The organism is Corynebacterium sp. MSK008 (assembly GCF_030232585.1).
Taxonomy (GTDB): Bacteria; Actinomycetota; Actinomycetes; order Mycobacteriales; family Mycobacteriaceae; genus Corynebacterium.
The window spans coordinates 44,122-68,034 of the sequence record NZ_JASPJX010000010.1 but is presented as its reverse complement, the minus strand read 5'-3'; the positions used below and the strand labels follow the sequence as shown (position 1 = coordinate 68,034).

The following is a 23,913-nucleotide window of genomic DNA, read 5'->3' as shown; positions in this document are numbered from 1 at the left end:
TAGATCATTGGAGATTTGCAGATGATCCCCGGAACAAGTGGCGACCGGAGGTCGTCGACAAGCTCAAGGCTCCCCATGCGTGTGCAACGCGCCTCCGGCCTCTACCCGGACAACATGCACCCCGGACTCGTGCCCGGCATCAGCGTCGAAGAATCGCGCCACAGCTTCGGAGTAGACAAGGCCGTCTTCGGCGTCACCGCCGCAGCGATCGTGGCGTTCGTTGCCTGGGGTGTGACGGCCCCCGACCAAGTCGCCGCCGTCTCCTCCGACGCGCTTTCCTGGGGGCTTCGCAACTTCGGCTGGCTGTTCAACATCGTCCTCGTCGCGTGCGTTGTCATCATGGCTGTGCTGGCGTTCTCCCGCTTCGGCAACATCAAATTGGGCAAAGACGACGAAGAACCCGAATACTCTTTCTTCTCGTGGGTGGCCATGATGTTCGCCGCCGGCATCGGCGTGGGAATCTTTTTCTTCGGCCCCTCCGAGCCACTGACCATGTACCTCGACCCGCCGCCGCTGACAGTCGAAGGCGGCACCGAGGAAGCGCTGCACCAAGCGATCGCCCAAGCCAACTTCCACTGGGGGATCTCCCCGTGGGCGCTCTACGCCCTCGTCGGTGGCGCCATGGCGTACTCCTGCTACCGGCGCGGCCGCCCCACCCTCATGTCGTCGCTGTTCACGCCGGTGTTCAAGCGCTCCGGCCCGTTCGGCAAAGTCATCGACATCCTCGCAATCGTTGCCACCCTGTTCGGCACCGCCGCCACCCTGGGTATCTCCACCCTCCAAATCGGCGACGGCATCGCCATCATGCGCAGCGGCGAGGCGGCGCCGATGGGCGTGTTGCTGACCGTGATGGGCGTGCTCACCGCAGGCTTTGTCATCTCCGCCGTCTCCGGCGTGGGCAAAGGCATCCGCATCCTGTCCAACATCAACATCTCGCTGACATCCCTGGCGATCCTGTTCATCTTCGTCACCGGGCCGACGCTGTTCCTTATCAACCTGCTGCCGTCCGGGACGCTCACCTACGCCGACCGCTTCTTCGACATGGCGTCGCGCTCGCTGTCCTGGGGCGAGGAGACCCTCGAGTTCCAGTCGGTCTGGACGGCCTTTTACTGGGCGTGGTGGATCGCCTGGGCGCCGTTCGTGGGCATGTTCATCGCGCGCATCTCCCGCGGCCGCACGCTGCGGCAGTTCGCTGTGGTGACCACCCTCGTCCCCACCGCGGTGCTGATCTGCGCCTTCACGATCTTCGGCGGCACCGCGATCACGTTTTCCCGCGAAGGCAGAGAAGGCTTCGACGGCAGCGCCACCCCGCAGCAGGTGCTGTTCAACATGTTCGGCGAGATGCCGCTGGCCGATATCACCCCGTACATCCTCATCGCCATCCTGTCGGTGTTCTTCATCACCTCAGCCGACTCCGCATCCGTGATCATGGGCTCCATGTCCTCCAAAGGCGACCCCGCGCCCAACAAGCTCGTGGCGGTGTTCTGGGGCTTGGCCATGATGGGCATCGCCGTGGTCATGCTGCTCACCGGCGGCGAAGACGCACTGTCCGGGCTGCAATCGCTGACCATTGTGGCCGCGATGCCGTTTTCCGTGGTGATCCTGCTTTTGATGTACTCGTTTATCAAAGACCTGTCCACGGACCCGATGGCCATCCGCACGTCCTACGCCAGGAACGCCGTGAAGTCCGCGGTCATGCGCGGCATCGAGGAGTACGGCGACGACTTCGAGATCACTGTTGGAGCCTCCGCCGAGGGCAAGGGCGCCGGCGCCGAGTTCGACTCCACGTCCGACGAGTACACCGACTGGTACCGCCGCACCGACGAGCAGGGTGCGCCCGTGGGCTACGACTACGAAACGGGCGAGTGGTCCGACGGCTACGCCACTGAGGACGACCGCTAACTAGACCCCCGCCATGTCCAAAAGGCGGCCCAGCACCGCCTCGCCGTGGCGGCGCAGCCCGTCGTGCTGGAACTGGTCCGTTGCAAACACCTGCGCCCCGATCGCTGAGGCGGTCTGAAGCGACAGCTCGCGCGGGACGAAGATGTCGTCGGTGTACACCGCCGCGTACGCGTCGTAGCCGCTGCCCAATCCCGCGTACAGGTTGGACCAGTCGTCCTTTTCCGCGAGCTCGTGGGCGACCTGTGTGAACGGGCGCAGCGCCGGGTCTTCGTCGAATTGGAACGGGAAGATGTGCTCGCCGGTGAGGTAGAACTCCTCATCGTCCGGGTGCGCGTCGGGTGCAAAGCCCTCGAGCTCGGCGGAGACCCGCTCGGCCGCCCAATTGGTCGCACCCGACACCGTCCCGCCGTAGATGCTTTCGTGCACCGCGGCGTACAGCGGGCCTTTGGCAAAGCTGACGCGCTCGCCCACCTCCGCCAGAAAATCGGTGCGCAGCCGCCCGTTTGGGTGAAACGGCGCCTCAAACAGCCGCGCCAGCGACTCGAAGCCGCCCTCGCGCCCCAGCTCAATGCCTACGGTGCGCAGCCGGCGTGCACTCAGCCGCTCTCCTGTCGGCAGCAGCTCCTCTTGCGCCTCGAGGTGGCGGCACACCTCGCGCACCATCCGCTCGGCGGCCGGGTATTGCTCGTTGAACTGCAGGTGGCGGTGCTTCAGCTTCGTAAAGGTCGCGCGGTACACCTCGTCTGCGCCCTTGCTTACCGACGGCACACCTCCGGTAAACAACGCCCTACCCACACCCTCCGGGTGCGCGGCCAGGTAGTGCATGAGGCAGAACCCGCCGAAGGACTGGCCCAGCACGTCCCACTGTTTCAGGCCCATCTCTTCCCGCAGCGCTTCGGCGTCGGCGACGATCTCGTCGGCGCGCAGTTGCGTGAGCACTTTAGCGTCGATAAGCGAAGGTGTAGCGGCGTCGATACGGGTGGACCGGCCGGTGCCGCGCTGGTCCAGCAGCACCACCTGGTAGCCGCGTTCAAGCGCGTGACTGACCCACTCGAAGCGCTGACGCGGTGCCGGAAAGCCGGGCCCGCCCTGCAGGTACAACAGCGCCGGGGACTGGGGGTCGCCCAGCACGCGGACGAAGACGGTGAACCCGCCGCGGGTGATTTCGATCTCGCGCATCAGTCGAGCCGTTCAAACAGGCCGCGGGCGACTTCGGCGCCGTGCGCCCAGATACCGTCGTGGAACCACTCGGAATTCGTCCACACCTGCAAGTTCGGGGTCTTGCGGGCAGACTGGATGGTCAGCTCGTACGGGATGAACACGTCCTTTTCGTACAGGATCGCCACGGCTGGAACGGTGTTCGCGGACATGTCTGCAGCCTGCGCCTTTAAGTCCGTGCGGTGATGCACCTGGTCCACCGCCTCGTAGAACGGCATTAGCGCAGGGTCTTCCTCGAAGTGGGTGCGGAAGAAGTGGTTGCCAAGCAGGGGCAGATCATAAAACTCCTCGCGCCAGATGCGGTCCGCGGACCAGTTCACCGCGTGGCCCGGCCGCGCCATCACGGTCTCGTGGATCACGGCCCACAATGGCATGGTCTCCAGCGAAATGATGCTGCCGAGCTGCGCCAGGAAGTCTCCACGCAAGCGCTTCTCCCCGTTGCGGGTGGTAAACGGCGCCTCGAACAGGTTGGCCAGCAGGGCGAAATCGTCCTCCTCGCCCAGCAGCACGCCAGCCATCTTCATCCGCGTCGCGGACAAACGCTCCCCGGTGGGCATGCGTTCATCGTGGTTGTCCAGGTGGTCCGCAACCTCTTCGACTCTGTCCTTTATCCACGGAATCGCGCGGAAAAGCTCCCGCTGCCTCTGTGCGAGCAACTGGAACGTCAGGCGGTTGAACGCGTCGACGTCCATCTCCGGCTCCGGCACCGCGCCCGCCAGGTGCACGCGGCGCAGACCTGAGGGAAAGTAGGACAGGTACGAGCTCGCGCATGCCGCACCGAAAGAGTTGCCCAGCAGGTCCCACTGGTCAAGGCCCAAATGTTGGCGCATCGCCTCGGCGTCCGCAGCCACATCCGGCGGGCGCAGGTGCGCGAGCATGTCCGCGGTAATGCGCTCTGGCGTGGTGCGGTCGATCTTGTGGGAGCGCCCCGTGCCACGCTCGTCCATCAAAAACACGCGGTAGCGCTTCAACGCCTCCGGAATCCAGTCCATCAGCATCCGGGGGCCGGGCTTGCCGGGGCCACCTTGGAAATACGCGATGGCCGGCAGGGAGTCGTCGGTAGAAAGCTCGCGGCAAAAGACGCTGATATTGCCTAAGGACGCATCCTCACGGCTCACCGGCACCTCAATCTCATGCTCCCGCACAGTGACATCCGGCAAGAATACGGTGGAGTCCATGGGATACCCTCCAACTATGAAAGTGCGTTCTTACCAGGACATCGGACACGATTTCCTCGTCCCGGAATCGTTCAGTGCAACGATGTTACCGGAGTGGCGGTTGGCGTCCTTTTCTCTGGTGCTTCCCATCCCGGAAGCCGCAAGCCTGACCGCGAACGGGAAACCGTTTGACCTCGGCGCTCACGGCTGGGCCTACGGCCGCGACAAAGGTCTGCGCACCATCGAAAACCCCATGTGGGATCATTCGCGCGGTGTTTTCCGCAAACCCGACGAGCGCGAGGGCTACTACGGCGACGTCATCGTCGAAGGCGGCAGGCCCTACTACAACGACGCACGCAACCGGTTTCTGGAGCCCGTGCACGACGCCGTGGGCGCGGGTTCTGTCGACGCCGACGTGAAGCGCACCGCGGATGCCCGCCCGCACGCGAAGCGGGAGGTGTTCAATCACTCGGAGCTGGGAGAGGTGGTGGAGAAAAACCGGAGGCGTCGCCAAGCAAACAGCACCGTTACTGAAGAGACGGACCTGGCTGATACGGGCTGGGACCCCGCGATCGCCGCGCACCACTTCGTCTTCGACGAAATCCCCAACGAAACCGTCTTCGAGCTGGTCAACTACGACCACCAGGTGGCGTGGGAGGACCAGGTGCGCGGCACGCGCGGAAGCCACGGCACCGCGACGCTGCGTTTCATGTCGGCGGAGGTGCTGCAGTTCCACGACCTGCACCTGACCAACCTGGCCGCCAAAGTGCCGGAGCCGGCGCACGTGGTCAGCGACTTTTTGGTGCTCAACGTTGTGGCGGAGAACCTCTCTTCGGCCACGCTGGGATTCTTAAGCGCCGCGTTGACCAAGCCGCGCAACTCGGTGCAGTTCTACGACCGTGCCGGCGACTACGACTACAGCCCGCCGCAGCTGTATGCCCTAACCAAGTTCGTCAACATCGCCGTGCGAAAGATCGATTCCGCGCTCGAGCGCGAGACCTCAATGAAGTTGTCTACCAGCGGCGGGCTCGTGGCCACCTGTGAAGGCGAATGCTCGAACACATTCACGTTGCCCGCCCCGCAGCGCGTGGCGATGGCCATTCCCAACCCCGCGAAGCCAAAGTCGGTGCTGGACACCTTGAGCGAGGGCAACAACGGCTCGGTGCCTTCGCATATCGACGCTCCGTTCGTGCTCGACGACCCGGAAAGCACCTGGAAATGGCACGAGCAGTGGGCCTGGCAGATCCTCACCGGGGCGGATTCCTACCCCGAGCAGGTGCCGCTGCAAACGCCCGAGGCACTAGGCGGATTCGTGGCGGCGAAGCTGTCGTCCTGGACCGTGATGACCTCTGAGGCCGGCGTGGGCATGGTGCGCAGCAAATCCGCCAGCCGCGAAGGGATGCGCTACTGGTCCTTGGCCAACACCCGGTTCGTGGACCTGGTGATGCTGCAGATGCGCGCCCAGGCAGGCGAGACGCACCTGCGCAAGTCGCTGAAGATCATCGGCGACTCCGCGGCGCACACCAGCCGCGCAGATGGCGCCGCCGGCACGGAGCAGGTGCAGCGCCAAGCATTGCAGACGGACCTGGAGCGCCTGGAGAAGCTGCAGCTGGACCACATTGAGATCCGCGACAAGCTGTGGTTTAGGCGCGTGCCGGGCCGCGACATCGACACCCGCGTGCTCAAAGGGCTGCAGCGCGCCACCGGCTTCGACCAGCTACGCGACGACTTCGACACCAAGGTCAAGTCCCGCCAAGGCGTGATCCGCACCCAGTTCGAGCAGGTCACCGGCGAAATTGCCGAGGCGGAGGCGAAGCGCTCCGAAGCGATGAACCTGATCTTAGGTTTCGTCGCCGCGGCCATCGGTGCCCCGGACTGGGCCCAGGCCGCCGGCTGGGAGGGCCTGTGGGGCAACCTCGCCATGGGGCTGATCATCTTCGTGCTGATGTTCGCCCTGGTGTGGGCCCTGCAGGCGATGTTCAGGAAAGCGACGAAAAAGGGACGTCACCTCCGCCTCGTGGAGGACTAGCTACTCCTCGCCGTCGGTGGACAGCGCCGCCACGAACGCTTCCTGCGGCACGGTGACGGAGCCGATGTTTTTCATGCGCTTCTTACCGGCTTTCTGCTTCTCCAGCAGCTTGCGCTTACGGGAGATGTCGCCGCCGTAGCACTTGGACAGCACGTCCTTGCGCAGGGCACGAATGTTTTCGCGGGCGATGATCTTCGAGCCGATGGCGGCCTGGACCGGCACCTCGAACTGCTGGCGCGGGATGAGCTCCTTGAGCTTTTTGGTCATCTTGTTGCCGTACCACTGCGCGGAATCCTTGTGCACGATGGCGGAGAAGGCGTCCACTGGTTCGCCCTGGAGCAGGATGTCCACCTTGACCAGGTCCGCGAGCTGCTCGCCTGCCTCCTCGTAGTTGAGCGAGGCGTAGCCCTTGGTGCGGGACTTCAGCATGTCGAAGAAGTCGAAGATGATCTCGCCGAGCGGCATGATGTAGCGCAGCTCCACGCGGTCCTCAGACAGGTACTCCATGTTCTTCATCTGGCCGCGCTTGGACTGGCACAGCTCCATCGTCGAACCCACGAACTCCTGGGGCACGATGATGGTCATGTTCACGATCGGCTCGTGGACCTCGGGGATCTTGCCGCTGGGCCAGTCCGAGGGGTTGTGCACGAGCTGCTCGGTGCCGTCCTCGGAGACCACGCGGTAGGTCACGGACGGCGCGGTGGAGATCAGGTCCAGGTCGAACTCGCGCTCCAGGCGGGTGCGGGTGATCTCCATGTGCAACAGGCCCAAGAATCCGCAACGGAAGCCGAAGCCCAGCGCGACGGAGGTTTCCGGCTCCCAGGTCAAGGAAGCGTCGTTAAGCTGCAGCTTCTCCAAGCTCTCGCGCAGCGTGGGGAAGTCTTCCTGGCTCACCGGGAACAGGCCCGAATAGACCATCGGCTTGACGTCTTCGAAGCCCTCCAGTGGCTCTTCAGCGCCCTTGGAAGCCCAGGTGACGGTGTCGCCGACGCGGGTGTCGCGCACGTCTTTCACGCCGGTGATGAGGTAGCCCACCTCGCCGGGGCCTAAGCCCTTCGTTTTCTTCATCGTGGGCGAGACGACGCCGATTTCGAGGATCTCGAGCGTCTTGCCCGTGTTCATCATCAGCACCTTCTGGTTCGGCTCGAGCTTGCCGTCCATCATGCGGATGTAGGTGACCACGCCACGGTAGGTGTCGTAGACCGAGTCGAAGATGAGCGCACGCGCCGGTGCGTCCGCACCGTGCTCGGACTCCGGAGCGGGGATGAGGTCCACGACGCGGTCCAGCAGCTCCGGCACGCCCTCGCCCGTCTTGCCGGAGACACGCAGCACGTCCTCCGGCTCGCAGCCGATGATGTTGGCGATCTCCAGTGCGTACTTCTCCGGGTCCGCCGCTGGCAGGTCGATCTTGTTCAGCACCGGGATGATCTCGAGGTCGTTGTCGATGGCCATGTAGAGGTTGGCCAGGGTTTGCGCCTCGATGCCCTGGGCTGCGTCGACAAGCAAAATTGCTCCCTCGCAGGCGTCCAAGCTGCGGGCCACCTCGTAGGAGAAGTCGACGTGGCCCGGGGTGTCAATCATCTGCAGCACCATCTGCTCGCCCGCGTGATCGCCGGTCGAAGGCACCCACGGCAGGCGCACGTTTTGCGCCTTGATGGTGATGCCGCGTTCGCGCTCGATGTCCATGTTGTCGAGGTACTGGTCGCGCATCTCGCGCTCGTCGACAACGTTGGACAGCTGCAAAATGCGGTCTGCCAACGTGGACTTGCCATGGTCGATGTGCGCGATGATGCAGAAGTTGCGGATCCGGGCGGGATCCGTGAACGTTTCCTCTGCAAAATTTTTCGATTTGGCGGCCATAGTTGCCACATCCTACTTTGCGCACCCCGCGCTACGGTATGCACCATGCCTTACCACCGTTTAGGACTCGTTGCCCGCCACCGTCCCGCCACGTGGTGGAGGGCGCTGATAGAGCTCGTGGTGGTCGTCGCATTCGTCGCACTGTTTGCGATTGTCTCGGTGATTGCCTTCGGGTTGGCCGCGGGGCTCTCCGGCCGCGACGCTGACATGCTCTTGGAGGGCTCGGCGGATCCACTCAGCCCGCTGATCCAGGTGTTGATCATCGCCGCGATCCTGCCGGCGCCGTTTCTCGCCGCGCGCATCGCCGGGCGCCGCCCGTCGGCGCTGTTCAGCATCGCGCTTCGCATGCGGTGGGGTGTGCTCGGGCGAGCGCTTTTAGTCGTGGGCGCGGTCTACGGGGCGCAAGTGCTTATCGACGTCCTCCGGGGCGCCCCCGCCGAAGCCACCGTCAACCCGTTCCGGCTCACCCTCATCGCGGCGCTGCTCATCGCCGTGCCGCTGCAATCCGCCGCCGAAGAATTCCTCTTCCGCGGCGCACTGCCGCAGATCCTGGGCCAGTGGCGGGCGCCGGCCTGGCTGGCCTACCTGCTGCCGGGCATCGCCTTTGTGGCGGGGCACGCCTACAACTGGGTCGGGCTAATCGACATCGCCATCTTCGCCGTGTGCACCGCGGTGCTGACATGGCGCACCGGCGGGCTCGAGGCGTCCATTGCGCTGCATGCGGTGAGCAACACGATCTTTTTCAGCTACGGGGCGCTGGACATGGTGGACCCGAACGCGACGGAAATCGGGTGGCAGCAGATGCTCGGCGCCTCGGTGATGACTGTCGCGTGCACTCTCCTGCTGCTCTGGGCGCTGCGTGGGATTTCAGCCGATCGGCAGAAACCCCTTGTCCCCGCAGGCGGGACAGCTTAAGGTTGCAGATAACTGCAATGTGGAGGTGCCAACGTGGCGTTCGAGCGATTTAAGCGTAAAACTGCGCGACCCCGCACGGCTTCGCTCGACCAGGGCCTGGCGCTGCTGCACGACCGGGTGACCAACCAGATTGAGCTGCGGCGCAAGCGCGCCTCGCGTGTGGACGTGCGCCCCACCGACTCCGTGCCCCGCAACGTCTACTACGCCCCCGACATGGACGGCGGCGCCGAACCCGGCGAGGTGGTGTGGGTGACCGTGCCGTCGCAGCCGCCGAAGGAGCGCTCCATGCTGGTGGTGGGTCGCGAACACAGCGACATCCTCGGATTGCTCATCTCCCCGGAAGAAGACCACGCGGAGGACGACCGCTGGTTTGAAATCGGCCCCGGAGACTGGGACGCCTCAGGCCAACCCTGCTGGGTGCGCCTGGACAAAACACTGGTGGTCCCGGAGGCCGACGTCCACCGGCGCGGCACCACCGTGCCGCAGCGCCGCTTCGAGCGGGTGGCGAGAACGCTGCGCGAGCGCTTCCAGTGGCTGTAACGGCGGTTTGTCCTGGTACAGGCGGGCTGTTATCCTGCTCAAGTTGACCGTTTCCGGCCACCTTTGGGTGTGTGTTGCTACGCGGGCAGGACCTTGGGTTCGCGTTCATAGCCAAAGCAGCGCACGTGATACCCCGGCTGGGACGACGACATCCATGTTCGATTGAGAAACCAAGAGGTATTTCACACAATGGCTAACATCAAGCAGCAGAAGAAGCGCGTTCTCACCAACGAGAAGCGTCGTCAGCGCAACAAGTCCGTCCGCTCCGCCACCCGCACGGAGATCCGCAAGTTCCGCGAGGCTGTGGAGTCCGGCGACAAGGCTGCCGCTGAGGCGCAGCTGCGCGTGGCTTCCCGCAAGCTGGACAAGGCCGTGACCAAGGGCGTGTTCCACCGCAACTCCGCGGCGAACAAGAAGTCCAATATGGCTCGCGCCCTGAACAAGATGGACTAATTCCATCGTGTTTCGCCCCGTGCATCGTTGAATCGGTGTGCGGGGCGTTTCGTGTGTCAAGACCCCATTCGAAAAGAATAGAATACTGCCGTGAAACACTCCCGCCGCGCGCTCGCAGCTGCGCTTGCCACTTCCCTGTCTCTGTCGTTGCCGGCTCCGGCCGAGGCGCAGCAGCTGAGCTCCTCGCCCGATTTCGAGGCGTTGCTGGCCCGCTACGCCCCCGGCGTGGACTCCGACCAGGTACGCGCTCTCGGAGTGCTCGCGGCGCTGGTGGCTAGCATCGCCATCGCGATTCCGATGGTGAAAAACGGCAACGTCAGCTCGCCTTCTCGCGAGCACACCCACTCACTGCACGTGGACGGGCGCACCCGCACCTACGACGTGGTGCTGCCGCACGGATTCGACTCCGAGAAGTCCTACCCGGTGGTGCTGGGCTTCGGCGGGTGGCAGCACACGTCGCGCCAGATGCACGACTACGCCCGTCTGGAGAGCCAGTTCCCGGACGCGATCGTGGTCTACGGCCAGGGTGTGAACAATGCGTGGGGCGGCGCGCCGTACGCCTCCACCAGCATCGATGAGGATGTCGCATACACGAAAGCCGTGCTTGACGACGTCGCTTCGCGCTACCACGCCGACACCTCCCGCACCGTCGCCGTGGGCCTGTCCAACGGCGGCGGCATGGTCGCCGCGCTGGCGTGCCACGCCCCGGAGACGGTGCGCGGTGTTGCGTCGGTGGCAGGCGCGTTCTACTCCCCCACCGTCACCGGCTGCACCTCCGGCGAGGTGCCCACGCTGATCATGCACGGCACCAACGACGACGTGGTGGGCTACAACGGCGGTACCCGCCACGGCGCACCTTTCCGTTCCGTGGACACCGTGGCGCGCACCTTCGCCCGCAAGAACGACTGTTTCCTGCTGACCACGCAATCCCGCTCCGGCAGCGTCACCAACTTCGACTTCGTCGGTTGCGCTGAGCCCGTGCGCATCGAGCGCGTCGAAGGCGGCGGCCACACCTGGTTCACCTCGCCAGACGCGACGCGCGAGACGGCGCAGTTCCTGCGCCAGTACCTCTAGAGCACGCTGACAAGCCCGCGGGCGATAAGCGCCGCGCCGACCACCATGAAAAACGCGCCCGCGACAATGTCGATGTAGGGCCCGGCGCGCAGGAATTTTCGGCGCATGCGCTCAGCGGAGGTGACCTGCGCGATCGCCCCGAACAGGGCGAACGAGCTGAGCCAGAGAGCGACGATGACAATCAACGCGGTGGCGAGCGAGGGGTTCGCGGGCAAAAGCGGCGCGATCATGGCGGTCAGGGCGACCACGATTTTGGGGTTGGCCAGGTTGGTGACTAGGCCCCGTCGATAGGCAGCGCGCACCGACCCCAACCGCTGGACAGCCTCGTCCAGATCCGCGGGCGGGTCGTGCCTGTCGCGCAGCCCGCCGCGCAGGTTGTGCTGGCCCATCCAGATCAGCGCCGCACCGCCGACGACCTGGATGGCGGCGACAGCCTGCGGCACAGCGTGCAGCACCGCCGCCGCACCAAAGACCGTGAGCGTGAACCACAGGGCAGCACCGGTGTGGATGCCCAGGTTGGTCGCCCAGGCGTGCTTGCGCGAGCGGGTGGCGGTACGCATGAGCAGCACCATGTCCGGCCCCGGCGCGGCGGCGCCGACGAGGTTGAGCCCGACGATGACCGCGAGATCGCCCGACGCGATCATGCCAGCTCCGCGATGCGGCGCACCGCGTTCTCAAGGGCGAACTCCGGGTCGCCGCCCTGGCCTTTCACCTCAGCATCCAGGTCGGAGACGATGATCACGGCGTGGGAGACCGCGTCCCCGCTCCACTGGCGCGCGACCTGCATGGTCTTTTTCGCTACGTACGGGTGCATGCCGACGGTGCGCGCCAGCTGGTCCGGGTTGCCGCGCACGCCGTGCAGCTTGGCGATGTCGCCGACCTTGCGCGCGAGCGCCGCCGCGATGGACACCGGGCTGGTGCCCAGCTGCAGCGCGCGGCGCGTGGAGGCGAGCGCCCGGTCGGCGCGGCCCGCCACCGCCTGGTCAGCGATGTCGAAGCCGGCGACCTCCGCCACACCCACGTAGTAGGCGCGCACGGCCTCGACGGTGAGCTCGCCCTCGGTGTCGCTGACCAGCTGGCTCACGGCGGAGGAGAGCTCGCGCAAATCCGAGCCGACCGATTCCAGCACCGCGGCGGCCACGTCCGGGGTGGGGCGCACGCCGTGGCTGCGGAACTCCTCCATCAGCCACGAGCGGCGCTCGTTGTCTTTCAGCGGATCAGCCTTGTGCACCTCGGCGACCTTGGCGAACTTCTTCACCATCGCCTTTTGACGCCCGCCGCCGGTGTGTTCGACGATCAGCGTGATCCCCGGCGCCGGGTTCACGCAGGCCTGCAGCAAAATCTCGGTAGGCTCCTTGCCCGCGAGATCGGCGTGCTTGACCACCACCACCCGGTCCTCCGCGAACAGCGACGGGCTGGTCGCCATCGCGATCTCGCCCTCGGAGACATCGCCGGCGCGCAGGGTGGTCACCTCCACGCCCTCGCCGGCTTGGGCGACGATGGCTTTGGTTGCGCGCTCGGCGAGGAAATCGTCCTCGCCGAGCACCAGGTGCACGGGGTTAAGCATGCGCGCCATCTTACGTCCCGTCGTTTGGGAAGATGACGGGGATCCCCTCACGCGTGGCCACTGGGCGGCCGCGCGGCGGGCCGCCCTCCAGCACAACGACGAGCTGCGCCCACCCGGGCACCGGCTCCACCTCCTCGATGGTTTCGACGACGTGGGCGCGCAGCCCCGTCGGGTCGGCGGGTTTAGGCTCGCCCGGCGCGACGAACAGCGCCAGGCACACGGCGGCGGCGCATATCGTGGCGCGGGGCCGGCCCGCCAGAAACCCGGCGAGCACCCACCCGTAGACCACCAGCGCCGTCAACGGGGTGGCCGCCACCGTCGCACTGGGCAGCCCCGCGCCGATCTTCGCCACCGTGTGCACCCACCACGCCATCGGCTCCACGCACCACAGCACCGGCACCTCCAATCCCCCAGGCAGCAGTGAGCAGACCGCGGCGACGAGGCCGAGCACCGTCACCGGCCCCACCACGGGTGCCACCAGCACGTTGGCGCCGACCGAGACTAGCGAGACTCTGCCCGCCATCAGCGCCACAATCGGCATGGTGGCGAGGTCCGCTGCCACGGCCACGGCCAGCGCGCGCACGAGGATGTCCGGCCAGCCAGTCACCGCCAGCGCGCGGTACAACAGCGGGTAGAGTGCCACGATGCCCGCCGTCGCCGCCACCGACAGGGCGAAACCGTAGTGCACCGCAAGGTCCGAATCCACCAGCACCAGCCCAATCACGGACAGGCACAGCGCGTGGATGGGCTCCGCCTGCCGTGAGGCGAGCACCGCCACCAGCCCCACCAGCCCGGACACTGAGGCGCGCAGCACGCTCGGCTCCGGCCCCACCAGCGCAGCGTAAACCAACAGCGCCACGGCCGAGGCGACGATCCTGCCGCGCAGCCCTGCACCGATTGCGGCCGCCGCCACGGTGGCGAAGGTGGCCACAATCGCGATGTTCGCCCCGGACACAGCGGATAAATGTGACAGGCCTGTGTCGATGTACATCTGTTGTTCGGCTGGCGGTTGCAGGGAGACGTCGCCAAGCACCATGCCCGGAATCAGCCCCCGCGCACCCTCACCCACATGCGCCTCCACGGCCGCGACGAAAGTGGAGCGCACGTGGTGCGAAAACGCTGCCAGCCCGTCCGGCGGGCCGAGGACTTCGACTTCGCCGTTGAGCACGAACGGGTTCACACCCGGCACGCCGGACTCCTTGGACACACCGCGTCCCACCACCTGCGCGCCGGCGACCGCCCCGTCGGGCAGCTCGTCGGCGAACACCGGCGTCGTCGACGGCTTGCCTGGCACTCGCACACGCACCAGGTAGGCGCCCGTGTCCGTCTGCTTCGGGGTGCCGCTGATCGTGCCCACAATCTCGGAGGCGGGGGCGTTTGCGCGTGTGCGCACCGCAGCTGTCAGCGTGGCCGCCGCGCCGAGGCCCGCGGTGAGCACCGCCTGGCCCGACTCGCGCACGGCCAGACAAAATGCGGCGAGGACCCCGGCGGCGGCAAGCGCCGCCCACACCCCGAACAAAATGCAGCACGCTGCCGCGGCCCACACCGCCAACGCCGCCGGGACCAGGCGCAGCTCCGACACGGCTTACAGCCCCACCATGTCGCGCATGGCCTCGAACTTCGCCGGGCCGATGCCGCGCACATCCATGAGCTGCTCCACCGTGGTAAACGGCCCGTTCGCCTCCCGGTGCGCCACGATCGCCGCGGCGGTCGCCTCCCCCACCCCGGGAAGCGCGGTCAGTTCGGAGGCGGACGCGGAATTCAGGGACACGGTTCCGGACTCTGCAGGCGCCGCTCCCGCTGTGCCGTCGGCCGGCGGTGCGGCGCCGATGGCTTGGACGTGGATCTGCTGGCCGTCCACAAGCAGCTGCGCCTGGTTGTGCGCCAGCAAATCGGCGTGCGGCAGCGGCTCCGCGATCTGCAGGGCGTCGGCGATGCGGGAGCCCTCGTTCAGCGTCATTAACCCCGGGTTGGCCACCTCCCCCACCACGGCCACAACCACCACCCCGCTGACCTCGGTCGGCGAGGCCACCTGCTCCCACGAAACGTCCTCATCCGCCCCACCGCCGCCGCGCAGCACCGCCCACGCGCCCACTACGACCAGCAGCGCAATCACCGCCGCGGCGGCCGGCTTCACCGGCACGGACACACGGGGCGCGGGATAGCGCACGGAAAGGAGGTCTTCTTCCCCGGTGGGGCGGGTGAGCTCCTGGAGGCGGTCGATGGCGTTCATGCCCGGCACGCTAGGCACAAGTCCCACGCACCGGAAGCCCCCAGCCCGAAACCTGTGGATAACGTTGTTGCAACGTCACCGATTAGGGCGGGTTATCCACACCTACTGGGCCGATTCCCGAGAAGAAAAGACAACCGACAGGCCGATGGCGCCGGGTCCGGTGTGGACCGCGAGGACGTCGACAAGCGGCTCGCACATCACCCGCGAGCCCTCCGGCAGCTGTGCCTCAAGCGATGACGCCAGCTGGTCTGCCGCCTCCTCGGCGTCGGCGTGCTGGATCGCCGCGAACACCGGCTGGCCGCCGGCACGCTCCACCACGAGCTCCGTGAGCTTGGCAAACGCCTTCGACTGCGTGCGTGTCTTGCCGGCGAGTTCCAGCTTGCCGTCGTGGATGCGCAAAATCGGCTTGTTGGCCAGAAGCGCCGCGGACAGCACGGCGGTGCCGGTGGGCAGGCGGCCGGACTTGCGCAGGTCGTCGAGCTGGTGCAGGTACACCCACGTCTCGGAGCGCGCGAGTGTGGATTTCGCCATCTCCTCGCACGCGGCCAAGTCCCCGCCTTCCTGGGCCACGGTTGCGGCGGCCATGGCGGCCGCGCCGATGGTCATCCCGGCGGCGTCCGTCTCCACCACTTTCACCGTGCCGGGAAACACCGCGGATGCGGCTACGGCCGCGGACCACGTCGAGGACAGCGCCTTGGACAGGTGCAGCGCGATCACCCCGTCGTCGCCGCCGCGCTCCAACTGGCGCGCGTAGCAGGCCGCAAGCTCTAGCGAGGACAGCCCGGAGGTGCCCTTGTCGTCGCCGCTGCCCATGACGTGCATGTCGGCGACGGTGATGTCCAGCTCGCGGACCACCTCGGGCGGCAGCCCTGCCGAGGAATCCACCACGACGCGCACAGCCATTTAGTTCAGCCCCCGGTTCCAGGCTTCGAGGAACCAGCGGCTCTGCGTCGGGTCCTCCAGCCGCGGCATTGCCACCAGCCGTGCGGTATTCGCGTTGCCTAGGCCCTTGATCGCGGGGTACTGCGCCACCACAAAGCCGAGCAGCGAGGCGGTCAGCGCGGCGATGGTGCCGCCGTGCGAAACCAGCAGCACCGCGGAGTTGTCCCACTCGTCGTAGTCGCGCATCAGTTCGTCCACCACCGCTTGCGCACGTGCGGCGACCTCGAGGCGGCTTTCGCCGCGCGGCGGTGCCCACGTCGCATCCGTGCGCCACACTACGCGCGCGCCTTCGTGCTCGGTGTCCACTTCGGTGTGGGTTTTGCCTTGCCAGTCGCCCAGGTGCGTCTCGCGCAGCCGCTTATCGACGTCTACAGTCAACCCCAAATCCGCCGCCACCACGTCAGCAGTGTCTTTCGCCCGCACGAGGTCGGAAGAGATGACCTTGGAAATGCCCAGGTCGCGCAACTCTTTGGCCGCGGCGTGGGCCTGGTTCACACCGCGCTCGGACAGGGTCGTGTCCAGCTGCCCCTGCATGCGGGAGGTGGCGTTGTAGTCCGTTTCGCCGTGGCGCAGCAGGATCAAACGTCGTTGCATGGCCGCGGCCTAGAACTCGTCGTCGGCGGCCGCCGGGCCCTCGCCCGCGAGCGGCAGGTCCTCGATGTTCTGGGCTTCGCGCATCTCGGCTTCGTTGCCGAAGGTGGCGGGGCGCTCGTACGGCTCCAGGCCTTCAACTTCGATGGCCGGGCAGTCCGCGTACAGGCGGTCCAGTCCGTAGAACTCGCGCTCGGCGTCGCGCTGGATGTGCACGACGAAGTTGCCGTAGTCCAGCAGCACCCAGCGGTTTTCGCGGTTGCCCTCGCGGCGCTTCGGCTCCACGCCCTCCTCCGTCAGGTCGTCTTCGACCTCTTGGACGATGGCGGCGACCTGGCGCTCGTTGTCGGCGGAGACGATCACGAATACGTCCGTGATGGCCATGACGTTAGAGACGTCGATAACAGCGATGTTCTTGCCGAGCTTCTCGTCGGCCGCCTTCGCGGCGATTGTGGCCCGGTCGATGGAGATCTGCGGAGCGGTCAAGTGGGAAACCCTTCGTTAGTTGGTAAGACTCCGCCATTGTCCCACGACACGGCCGAAGAGTGCTACTTAGGCGTAGAGCGCGTTTTTGGTGATGTACTGCACCACCCCGTCCGGCACCAGGTACCAGACGGGCCGGCCCTCGGCAGCTCGCGCGCGGCAGTCCGTGGACGAGATGGCCATCGCGGGGATTTCCACCAGGTGCACGCGCTCTTGGATGTCCGCAGGCAGCATGTCTTCGCGCAGCTCGTAGCCGGGGCGGGTCACCCCGACGAACTCTGCGAGCTGGAACATTTCCTCCCAGTCGTGCCAGGACATGATGGAGGCCAGCGCGTCGGCGCCGGTGATGAAGTACAACGCTTCGTCTGGGAACTGCTGGCGCAGATCCCGCAGGGTGTCGATGGTGTACGTCGGCCCACCACGGTCGATGTCGACCCGGGAGACGGAAAAACGCGGGTTGGAAGCGGTGGCGATGACCGTCATCAGGTAGCGGTCCTCCGCTGGGCTGATGGTCTTGCCCGCCTTCTGCCAGGGCTGTCCGGTGGGCACGAAGATGACCTCGTCCAGGTTGAACCGGTCCGCCGCTTCGCTGGCGGCGACGAGGTGACCGTGGTGGATCGGGTCGAACGTGCCGCCCATCACCCCGATGCGCCGCGCCTCGTCCAAGGAGGCGGCGAAATGCTCTGCCATGTGCTCCTACCTCGCCGGGGGCAGCATGGTGATGTCCACGGACTCGATGAACAACAGCCCGCCGCCGAGCACCAGCGCGAGCAGCGCGCCGATCACGCCGACGACGGCGCCGATGCGCAGCTCGTCAGTAGTGTCGTCCGCCCACTTGCTGGCGCTGCTCGAGGAACCGGAAGAAACCTCGCGCTCCTCGCACACCTGCTTGCCGTTCACCTCCACCGGGATCGGGTTGCCGTCAGCATCGAGGATCGGGTTGCCCTTGGCGTCCACTTCCCACTCGCAGGTCTTTTCCACCGTCACGCGCTGCGTGGTGTCGCGCGTGATGGTTTCCGCGCCCGCCGGGGCGGCGGCAAGTGCGACGGCGCAGGCGATTGCGGCGGCGGTGGTCCGAGTGAGCTGCTTCATTAGCCGTACCGTACCTGATCCACAAAACGCCCAAACGCGTCGGAGACCTGGTTGTCCCAGCGCGAGTGCCAGCGGAAGTAGCGGGCGTGGTTGCCGCCGGTGGGGCGCGACGCCTCGAGCGTCTGCCGCGACAGGTCGCACACGGCGTCCAGCGGCAGGCAGTAGTTCACACGGTTGCGGGTTGCGGCCGCGGTCTTCGTGTTAAACGGCAGCATGCCGAGGATGCCGCCCGCGCCGCCGCCAGCCACACCTACGGTGGACCAGTCGCCCGGCGCGGTGTTCGGGTTGCCAAAGTAGACCACGCCCGCGAGCTGGCCGCGGCGGGCCAGTTCACGCTCGTGCTCCAGCAGGATCATCGCGCCCTGCGAGTAGCCGGACAGGATGTACTTCGGGCGGCAGCCGGTGGCCCTCTCGTAGTCGTTGACCATCTGCATCACGCCACCTCGGCCGACCTTCACCGAGTCCAAGAACTGGTTCGCTGCGGTGCGCGCCATCATGAACATTGGGTTGGCCCACTGGATGGCAAGCCCCAGCGCCTGCAGCAGCGTCGACGGCACGGCGACCTCGGGCGCGTCGTACTCCGGGAACGTCGCCGGGTAGTAGCGCGGCTCGAGGCCGATGACCTCGACGTCCTTCATCAGCGAGTTGCCGCCGTGGGTGGCGGCGTAGCGGCGCTCCGCGTGCTGTAGGAAGGCGCGGATGGTCTCCGCCTCCCAGCCGTTGGAGGTCCAGGCCGCCCCACCCGAGTAGCGCGTGGGGTAGATCTGGCTGTTTTGGCCCGAGCCGCGGGCGGCGATGACTGCGACAGCCGGGCAGCGGGTTTGCGCCTCGGCTTCCTTAACGGGCGCGACGGGGGAAACAGTGGCTGTCACGGCAGTGGCGACAGCGGTGGCGAACAGGCCGATACGGGCGCGCCAGGAAGTCCGGTATTTTTTCACGCGGATAGACTAGCGCACCTGGCCCGTACCTTCCAGGATCCATTTAGTGGTGGTCAGCTCCGGCAGCGCCATCGGCCCACGGGCGTGCAGTTTCTGGGTGGAGATGCCGATTTCTGCGCCCATGCCGTATTGCTCTCCGTCCGTGAAGGCGGTCGATGCGTTGAGTACGACGGCGGCGGCATCGACGGCGTCAGCGAATCGTCGTAAAGCATGTGCGTCCTGGGCCGCAATCGCTTCGGTATGGCCGCTGGAGTAGCGCGCGATGTGGGCGATCGCCCCCTCGACGCCGTCCACGACCGCGCTTGCGATGTCCATGCTGAGGTACTCCTCGGTGAAATCGGCCTCGGTTGCAGGCGCAACGTCCGCACCGAATGCAGCATGCTTTTCGACGTCTCCGTGCACCTCAACCCCCGCATCCTGCAACGCAGCAATGACCGTGCGCTTGTCCTCGTCCGCGAGAGCTGCGTCAATGAGCACCGTCTCGGTGGCGTTGCACACGCTGACCCGGCGCGTCTTGCCGTTGAGCAGCATCGCGATGGCCTTGTCCAGGTCCGCGGAGGCGTCGATGTAGAAGTGGCAGTTACCGGTGCCCGTTTCGATAGTGGGCACGGTCGCGCCGGTGACCACCGCGTCGATGAGGCGGGCGCTGCCGCGGGGGACGACCACGTCGACAAGCCCGCGCGCGGTGATGAGGTCCTGCACTGAATCGTGGGTTTCGCACGGGAGCAGCTGCACCGCCTCGCGCGGCAGGTCGTGGGCGGCGAGGGTGTCCTGCAGTAACTCGACGAGCTTCTCATTGGAGCACCGCGCCGTCTTCGAACCGCGCAGCAACGCCACGTTGCCGGATTTCAGCGCCAGGCCGAACGCGTCGACGGTGACGTTCGGGCGGGCCTCGTACACCATGCCCATCACGCCGAGCGGGACGCGCACTTTCTTCATCTGGATGCCGTTGGGCAGCGTGCGGCCGGTGAGCACCTCCCCCACTGGGTCTTGCAAGCTGGCCACTTGGCGCAGGCCGCCAGCGATACCCTCGATGCGGTCTGCGTCGAGCGCAAGACGGTCCAGCACCGACTCTGCCAGGCCGTTTTGCCGGCCTTGCTCCAGGTCGCGCGCGTTGGCGTCGAGGATCTCCCCCGCACGCTCGGTCAGCGCAGCAGCGGCCGCGAGCAGCACCTCGTCTTTTGCCGGGGTGGGCAGCGCCGCGATCACGGGTGCCACCTCTTTCGCGCGGCGCGCCTTCGCGAGCACCTCCTCGCGCTCGGCCTGTCTTTGCTGGTCAGTCTGCTGCGCACTCATGCGGCAATCCTAGCGCTCGTAAATAGCACTAGTACCCAGCCTCGACGTCGACCTCGGTGGCCATCTTCTCGCCCGCGGTAAACAGCTCCCAGTTCTTCGCGGCCAGGCCGCCGATGCGGCGCTCCATAAACCGCGGGATGTTGGCCACGTGTGGGGTGATCACGCAGTTGTCCAGGCCCCACAGCTCGTGGTCGGCGGGCAGCGGCTCGGGCTCGGTGACATCCAGGCCAGCGCCGCGCAGGTGGCCGTCGGCAAGCGCTTGCGTAAGCGCCTGCGTATCGACGAGCGGCCCGCGCCCCACATTGACGACGACCGCAGTGTCCTTCATCTGTTCAATCCGCTGCGCATTCACCATGTGGCGGGTTTCCTCCGTCAGCGGGGTGAGCAACACAAAGTAGTCGTGGCTGGCCCAGACCTCGCCAGCGTCCTTCATGGCAACGGTACGGTCCGCGCCGTCCACCGGGTTGCCCGAGCGGTTCACGGCAGTGATCTCCATACCGAACGGCTCAAGGAAGCGGATCAGGGTTTTACCGATGCCGCCAGCGCCAATGAGAGCGAGCTTCTTGTTGTCGAAGAGGTATTCCTTCTCTTCAAAGAGCTGCGTGTTGTTCCACTCGGGGTCAACGGCCTTCATGCGGTGCTCGACCGCGAGCAGCAGGGCGAGGGTGGACTCGGCGACAGTGTCGTCGTAAAGCCCGCCGGCGTTAGCGAAACGCACGCCGTTCGCCGCGTGCTTGGCAAAAACATCCTGCAGGTTCTCCACGCCCGCGTACTGAATCTGCACAACCTTCACCGACTCCGGCAGCTCGTCCGGAAAATCATCCGGGCCGCCGCCGAACAGGATCATCTCCGGGTTGTCCTCGAAGGGCACATGCTGGTGTCCTTCCGCCTCCAACGCGGCGATCGGCTCATCTTTAGGCTTGGGCAAAAACGTGAACTTCATGCCCGCCCAGACTAGCTGTTACAAACGCGAAGCGTAGTTGGACAGGTAGTCCGCGTGCACCACCGCCCGGCGCTGGTGCGCAGGCAGCTCGTCGGAGTGGCGACCACACATCGCGGCAAGCTCCGCGGCATCGTAAGCAACCTCGCCGCGGCCCACCGCTTCAGAATCCGGGCCCAGGATTTCCACGATGTCGCCGGCGTGGAACTCCCCCTCGATGCCGGTAATGCCCACCGCGAGCAGGCTGGTGCCGCCGCGGGTCACCGCCTCGACCGCGCCCTCGTCCAGGCGCAGCACGCCCTCCGCGTCCGCGGCGTAGAGGGCCCAGAACTTCCAGGCGTTGAGCTTGCTCTCCGGGCGGGTGTGGAACACGGTGCCCACCTGCGCGTTCTCGAGCGCGTCCTCGATCTTCTCTGTGGACGTGAGCAGCACCGGCACGCCGCCGCGGGTGGCCAGGCGCGCGGCCGAGACCTTCGCCGCCATACCGCCGGTGCCGAAGACGCCCCCGTCGCCGGCTTCGACGTCGGTGAGGTCGTTGCCGGAGCGGACTTCGTCGAGAAGCTTCGCCCCTGGATCGGCGGGGTTTTTGTCGTAGAGTCCGTCCACATCCGACAGCAGCACCAGCGCGTCCGCCGACACGAGGGTGGCCACGATGGCGGAAAGGCGGTCGTTGTCGCCGAAGCGCATCTCGGAGGTGGCCACGGTGTCGTTCTCGTTGACAATCGGCACCGCGCCCATCTGTCGCAGCCGGTCGATAGTGCGCTGCGCGTTGCGGGCGCGCTCGCGGGACCCGGCGTCGCTCTGCGTGAGCAGCACCTGGCCGATCGTGCGGCCGTAGCGTGCAAAAGAGGCGCCCCACACCTGCGCGAGGTGGATCTGCCCCACCGACGCGGCCGCCTGCTTGGTGGCCAGATCGCGCGGGCGCGCCTTCAGCCCCAGCGGGCCCATACCCGCGGCGATGGCGCCCGAGGAGACCACGACCACTTCGGAACCGCGCGCGATGCGGCGTTCAATAGCGTCCACGATGCGGTCGATCTTCGCCGGATCCAGCTCGCCTGAGGCGTTAACCAGGGAACTTGTGCCCAGCTTGACCACAATGCGGCGGGCGGCGGCGATCTCTTCGCGGAGGGAAGTCATGCGTTTGGAGTCTACGCGGCCCTAGCCCTGCCAGCGTTCGCGGTCGGCCTCTTCGCCCGTGCCGTAGTCGTACTCGTCGATCAGGCCGCGGCGGGCCTGGGACGCACGCTTGCGCTCCGCCGCGGACGTGCGGTCCGTGCCGCCGAGGCGCGCGTCTTGGCCGCGGCCGGCCAGCGTCGGGTCGCCGCCGATGGTCGGCTCCCAGTCGAACGAGATCTCGCCGATGGTCACCGTGTCGCCCTCGTGGGCGCCGGCCTTGCGAAGCATGTCTTCAACGCCCGCCTTGTTCAGGCGGTCCGACAGGTAGCCGACGGCTTCGTCGTTTTCGAAGTCCGTCTGGCGCACCCAGCGCTCCACCTTTTCGCCGGTAACCAGCCAGCCCTCCGGGTACATGGGGTCACGCACGACCTCCACACCGTCGTCCTCGCCGCGTCGGCTGAGGGCTTTGGGGCGGATGACCTGTGGTTCGTCGATAGGCATGGTGCGACGCTTTTTGCGGGTGCGCTTGACGATGTCCCACATCGCCCACTTCAGCTCGTCCAGCCCCTCGCGGGTGGCAGTGGAGATCATGTACACCGGCCAGCCGAACTTCTCCTCGATGTCCGCGCGCAGGAACTCGGCGAGCTCCTTCGCCTCCGGAATGTCCATCTTGTTCAGCACCACCAGGCGGGGGCGCTGGCGCAGGTCGCCCAGGCCGGAATCCATGTCCAGGGCATCGGCGTAGGTGTCCAGCTCGTGCTCGAGGGCCTCGATATCGGAGATCGGGTCGCGGCCCGGCTCCATCGTGGCCACATCCACGATGTGCGCGAGCACCGCGGTGCGCTCAATGTGGCGCAGGAAATCCAGGCCCAAGCCCTTGCCCTCGCTCGCGCCCGGGATCAGGCCCGGCACGTCGGCGATGGTGAACGTGTCGCGGCCGACGTTGACCACACCCAGGTTCGGCGCGAGCGTGGTGAACGGGTAGTCCGCGATCTTCGGCTTCGCGGCGGACACCACGGAGATGAGCGAGGATTTGCCTGCCGACGGAAACCCGACCAGCCCCACATCCGCCATCGATTTCAGTTCCAGGATCAGGTCGTGCGCCTCCCCCGGCTCGCCCTTCAGCGAGAAGCCGGGGGCTTTGCGCTTCGCCGTCGCCAAGGCGGCGTTGCCTAGGCCGCCGAAACCGCCCTCCGCCGCGATGAAGCGGGTGCCCGGGACGGTCAAGTCCGCGAGCACCTCGCCATCCTCGCTGCGCACCACCGTACCCACCGGCACCTCCAGCACAAGGTCTTCGCCGCGGGCGCCGTTGCGCCAGTCGCCCGCGCCGTTCGCGCCGCGCTGCGCCTTGATGTGCGGGCGGTACTGGAAGTCCAGCAGCGTGTGCACCTGCGTGGACACCTCGAGGATGATGTCGCCGCCGTGCCCGCCGTTGCCGCCGTCGGGCCCGCCGAGCGGTTTGAACTTTTCGCGGTGGACGGACGTGCAGCCGTGGCCGCCATCGCCTGCTTGCAGGTGCAGGGTTGCGCGATCAACGAATTGGGCCATGGTGGTTTGCCGCCTTTCT

General features: G+C 66.6%; 23 protein-coding genes. 6 read left to right on the top strand and 17 right to left on the bottom strand.

The genetic code is table 11. The features are described 5' to 3' along the window. Positions 1–75: 75 nt before the first annotated feature. On the top strand, positions 76–1,902 hold the full coding sequence (locus tag QP996_RS09110) for a BCCT family transporter (RefSeq protein ID WP_284872329.1): 1,827 nt from the start codon (positions 76–78) through the stop codon (positions 1,900–1,902). Here the strand turns inward: QP996_RS09110 and QP996_RS09105 are convergent, their stop codons facing one another. Next, entirely contained in the window at positions 1,903–3,081 is a 1,179-nt protein-coding gene (locus QP996_RS09105) for an alpha/beta fold hydrolase (RefSeq protein WP_284872328.1), read from the bottom strand. It lies immediately after the preceding gene. Continuing rightward, complete coding sequence (locus QP996_RS09100; protein ID WP_284872327.1) at positions 3,081–4,298, bottom strand: alpha/beta fold hydrolase; 1,218 nt, start codon at positions 4,296–4,298, stop codon at positions 3,081–3,083. The genes QP996_RS09105 and QP996_RS09100 overlap by 1 nt, the downstream gene beginning before the upstream one ends. 16 nt (positions 4,299–4,314) lie before the next feature. Here QP996_RS09100 and QP996_RS09095 point away from each other — a divergent pair, with 16 nt between their 5' ends. Further along, positions 4,315–6,306, top strand: a complete 1,992-nt coding sequence (locus QP996_RS09095) for a hypothetical protein (protein WP_284872326.1) — start codon at positions 4,315–4,317, stop codon at positions 6,304–6,306. Here the strand turns inward: QP996_RS09095 and lepA are convergent, their stop codons facing one another. Then, positions 6,307–8,166: a translation elongation factor 4 gene (gene lepA / locus QP996_RS09090; protein ID WP_284872325.1), complete on the bottom strand. Its 1,860-nt coding sequence runs from the start codon at positions 8,164–8,166 to the stop codon at positions 6,307–6,309. A 45-nt stretch (positions 8,167–8,211) separates the two neighbouring features. On the opposite strand from lepA, the gene QP996_RS09085 reads away from it, so the two are divergent. The 4 genes from QP996_RS09085 (at position 8,212) to QP996_RS09070 (ending at position 11,148) form a co-directional block, all read left to right on the top strand. Beyond that, positions 8,212–9,081, top strand: coding sequence for a CPBP family intramembrane glutamic endopeptidase (locus QP996_RS09085; RefSeq protein WP_284872324.1), 870 nt, complete (start codon positions 8,212–8,214; stop codon positions 9,079–9,081). 33 nt (positions 9,082–9,114) lie between these two features. Continuing rightward, positions 9,115–9,621, top strand: coding sequence for a type II toxin-antitoxin system PemK/MazF family toxin (locus QP996_RS09080; protein ID WP_284872323.1), 507 nt, complete (start codon positions 9,115–9,117; stop codon positions 9,619–9,621). A 189-nt stretch (positions 9,622–9,810) separates the two neighbouring features. After that, positions 9,811–10,074: a 30S ribosomal protein S20 gene (gene rpsT, locus QP996_RS09075; RefSeq protein ID WP_034998260.1), complete on the top strand. Its 264-nt coding sequence runs from the start codon at positions 9,811–9,813 to the stop codon at positions 10,072–10,074. Positions 10,075–10,164: 90 nt separating this feature from the next. After that, entirely contained in the window at positions 10,165–11,148 is a 984-nt protein-coding gene (locus QP996_RS09070) for a CE1 family esterase (RefSeq protein WP_284872322.1), read from the top strand. On the opposite strand, the gene QP996_RS09065 is transcribed toward QP996_RS09070, so the two are convergent. The 14 genes from QP996_RS09065 to obgE all read right to left on the bottom strand — a co-directional run bounded on the left by QP996_RS09065 (position 11,145) and on the right by obgE (position 23,894). Further along, positions 11,145–11,792 (bottom strand): LysE family translocator, encoded by a 648-nt coding sequence (locus tag QP996_RS09065; RefSeq protein ID WP_284872321.1) that lies wholly within the window; start codon positions 11,790–11,792, stop codon positions 11,145–11,147. The two genes, QP996_RS09070 and QP996_RS09065, sit on opposite strands and share 4 nt — an antisense overlap. Then, positions 11,789–12,724, bottom strand: a complete 936-nt coding sequence (holA, locus tag QP996_RS09060) for a DNA polymerase III subunit delta (RefSeq protein ID WP_284872320.1) — start codon at positions 12,722–12,724, stop codon at positions 11,789–11,791. The genes QP996_RS09065 and holA overlap by 4 nt, the downstream gene beginning before the upstream one ends. A gap of 1 nt (position 12,725) precedes the next feature. Next, a complete protein-coding gene (locus QP996_RS09055) occupies positions 12,726–14,297 on the bottom strand; it encodes a ComEC/Rec2 family competence protein (RefSeq protein WP_284872319.1) in 1,572 nt (523 codons plus the stop codon). A gap of 3 nt (positions 14,298–14,300) precedes the next feature. After that, a complete protein-coding gene (locus QP996_RS09050; RefSeq protein ID WP_284872318.1) occupies positions 14,301–14,948 on the bottom strand; it encodes a ComEA family DNA-binding protein in 648 nt (215 codons plus the stop codon). A gap of 102 nt (positions 14,949–15,050) precedes the next feature. After that, positions 15,051–15,851: a DegV family protein gene (locus QP996_RS09045; RefSeq protein WP_284872317.1), complete on the bottom strand. Its 801-nt coding sequence runs from the start codon at positions 15,849–15,851 to the stop codon at positions 15,051–15,053. Then, positions 15,852–16,484, bottom strand: a complete 633-nt coding sequence (locus tag QP996_RS09040) for a histidine phosphatase family protein (protein WP_284872316.1) — start codon at positions 16,482–16,484, stop codon at positions 15,852–15,854. Between the two features lie 9 nt (positions 16,485–16,493). Then, positions 16,494–16,967: a ribosome silencing factor gene (gene rsfS / locus QP996_RS09035; protein ID WP_284872315.1), complete on the bottom strand. Its 474-nt coding sequence runs from the start codon at positions 16,965–16,967 to the stop codon at positions 16,494–16,496. A 66-nt stretch (positions 16,968–17,033) separates the two neighbouring features. After that, on the bottom strand, positions 17,034–17,654 hold the full coding sequence (nadD, locus tag QP996_RS09030) for a nicotinate-nucleotide adenylyltransferase (RefSeq protein ID WP_284872314.1): 621 nt from the start codon (positions 17,652–17,654) through the stop codon (positions 17,034–17,036). A 6-nt stretch (positions 17,655–17,660) separates the two neighbouring features. Then, on the bottom strand, positions 17,661–18,056 hold the full coding sequence (locus QP996_RS09025; RefSeq protein ID WP_284872313.1) for a hypothetical protein: 396 nt from the start codon (positions 18,054–18,056) through the stop codon (positions 17,661–17,663). Then, the gene (locus QP996_RS09020; protein WP_284872312.1) at positions 18,056–18,994 is read right to left on the bottom strand and encodes a cutinase family protein; all 939 of its coding nucleotides are present in this window, start codon (positions 18,992–18,994) and stop codon (positions 18,056–18,058) included. Before QP996_RS09020 ends, QP996_RS09025 begins: the two co-directional genes overlap by 1 nt. Before the next feature lie 9 nt (positions 18,995–19,003). Further along, positions 19,004–20,290 carry a glutamate-5-semialdehyde dehydrogenase gene (locus tag QP996_RS09015; protein ID WP_284872311.1) on the bottom strand — a complete coding sequence of 429 codons (1,287 nt, stop codon included), beginning with the start codon at positions 20,288–20,290 and terminating at the stop codon, positions 19,004–19,006. A gap of 28 nt (positions 20,291–20,318) precedes the next feature. Then, a complete protein-coding gene (locus QP996_RS09010) occupies positions 20,319–21,233 on the bottom strand; it encodes a D-isomer specific 2-hydroxyacid dehydrogenase family protein (RefSeq protein ID WP_284872310.1) in 915 nt (304 codons plus the stop codon). Between the two features lie 18 nt (positions 21,234–21,251). After that, positions 21,252–22,367, bottom strand: coding sequence for a glutamate 5-kinase (gene proB / locus QP996_RS09005; protein ID WP_284872309.1), 1,116 nt, complete (start codon positions 22,365–22,367; stop codon positions 21,252–21,254). A 21-nt stretch (positions 22,368–22,388) separates the two neighbouring features. Beyond that, positions 22,389–23,894: a GTPase ObgE gene (obgE, locus tag QP996_RS09000; RefSeq protein ID WP_284872308.1), complete on the bottom strand. Its 1,506-nt coding sequence runs from the start codon at positions 23,892–23,894 to the stop codon at positions 22,389–22,391. Positions 23,895–23,913: the final 19 nt, after the last annotated feature.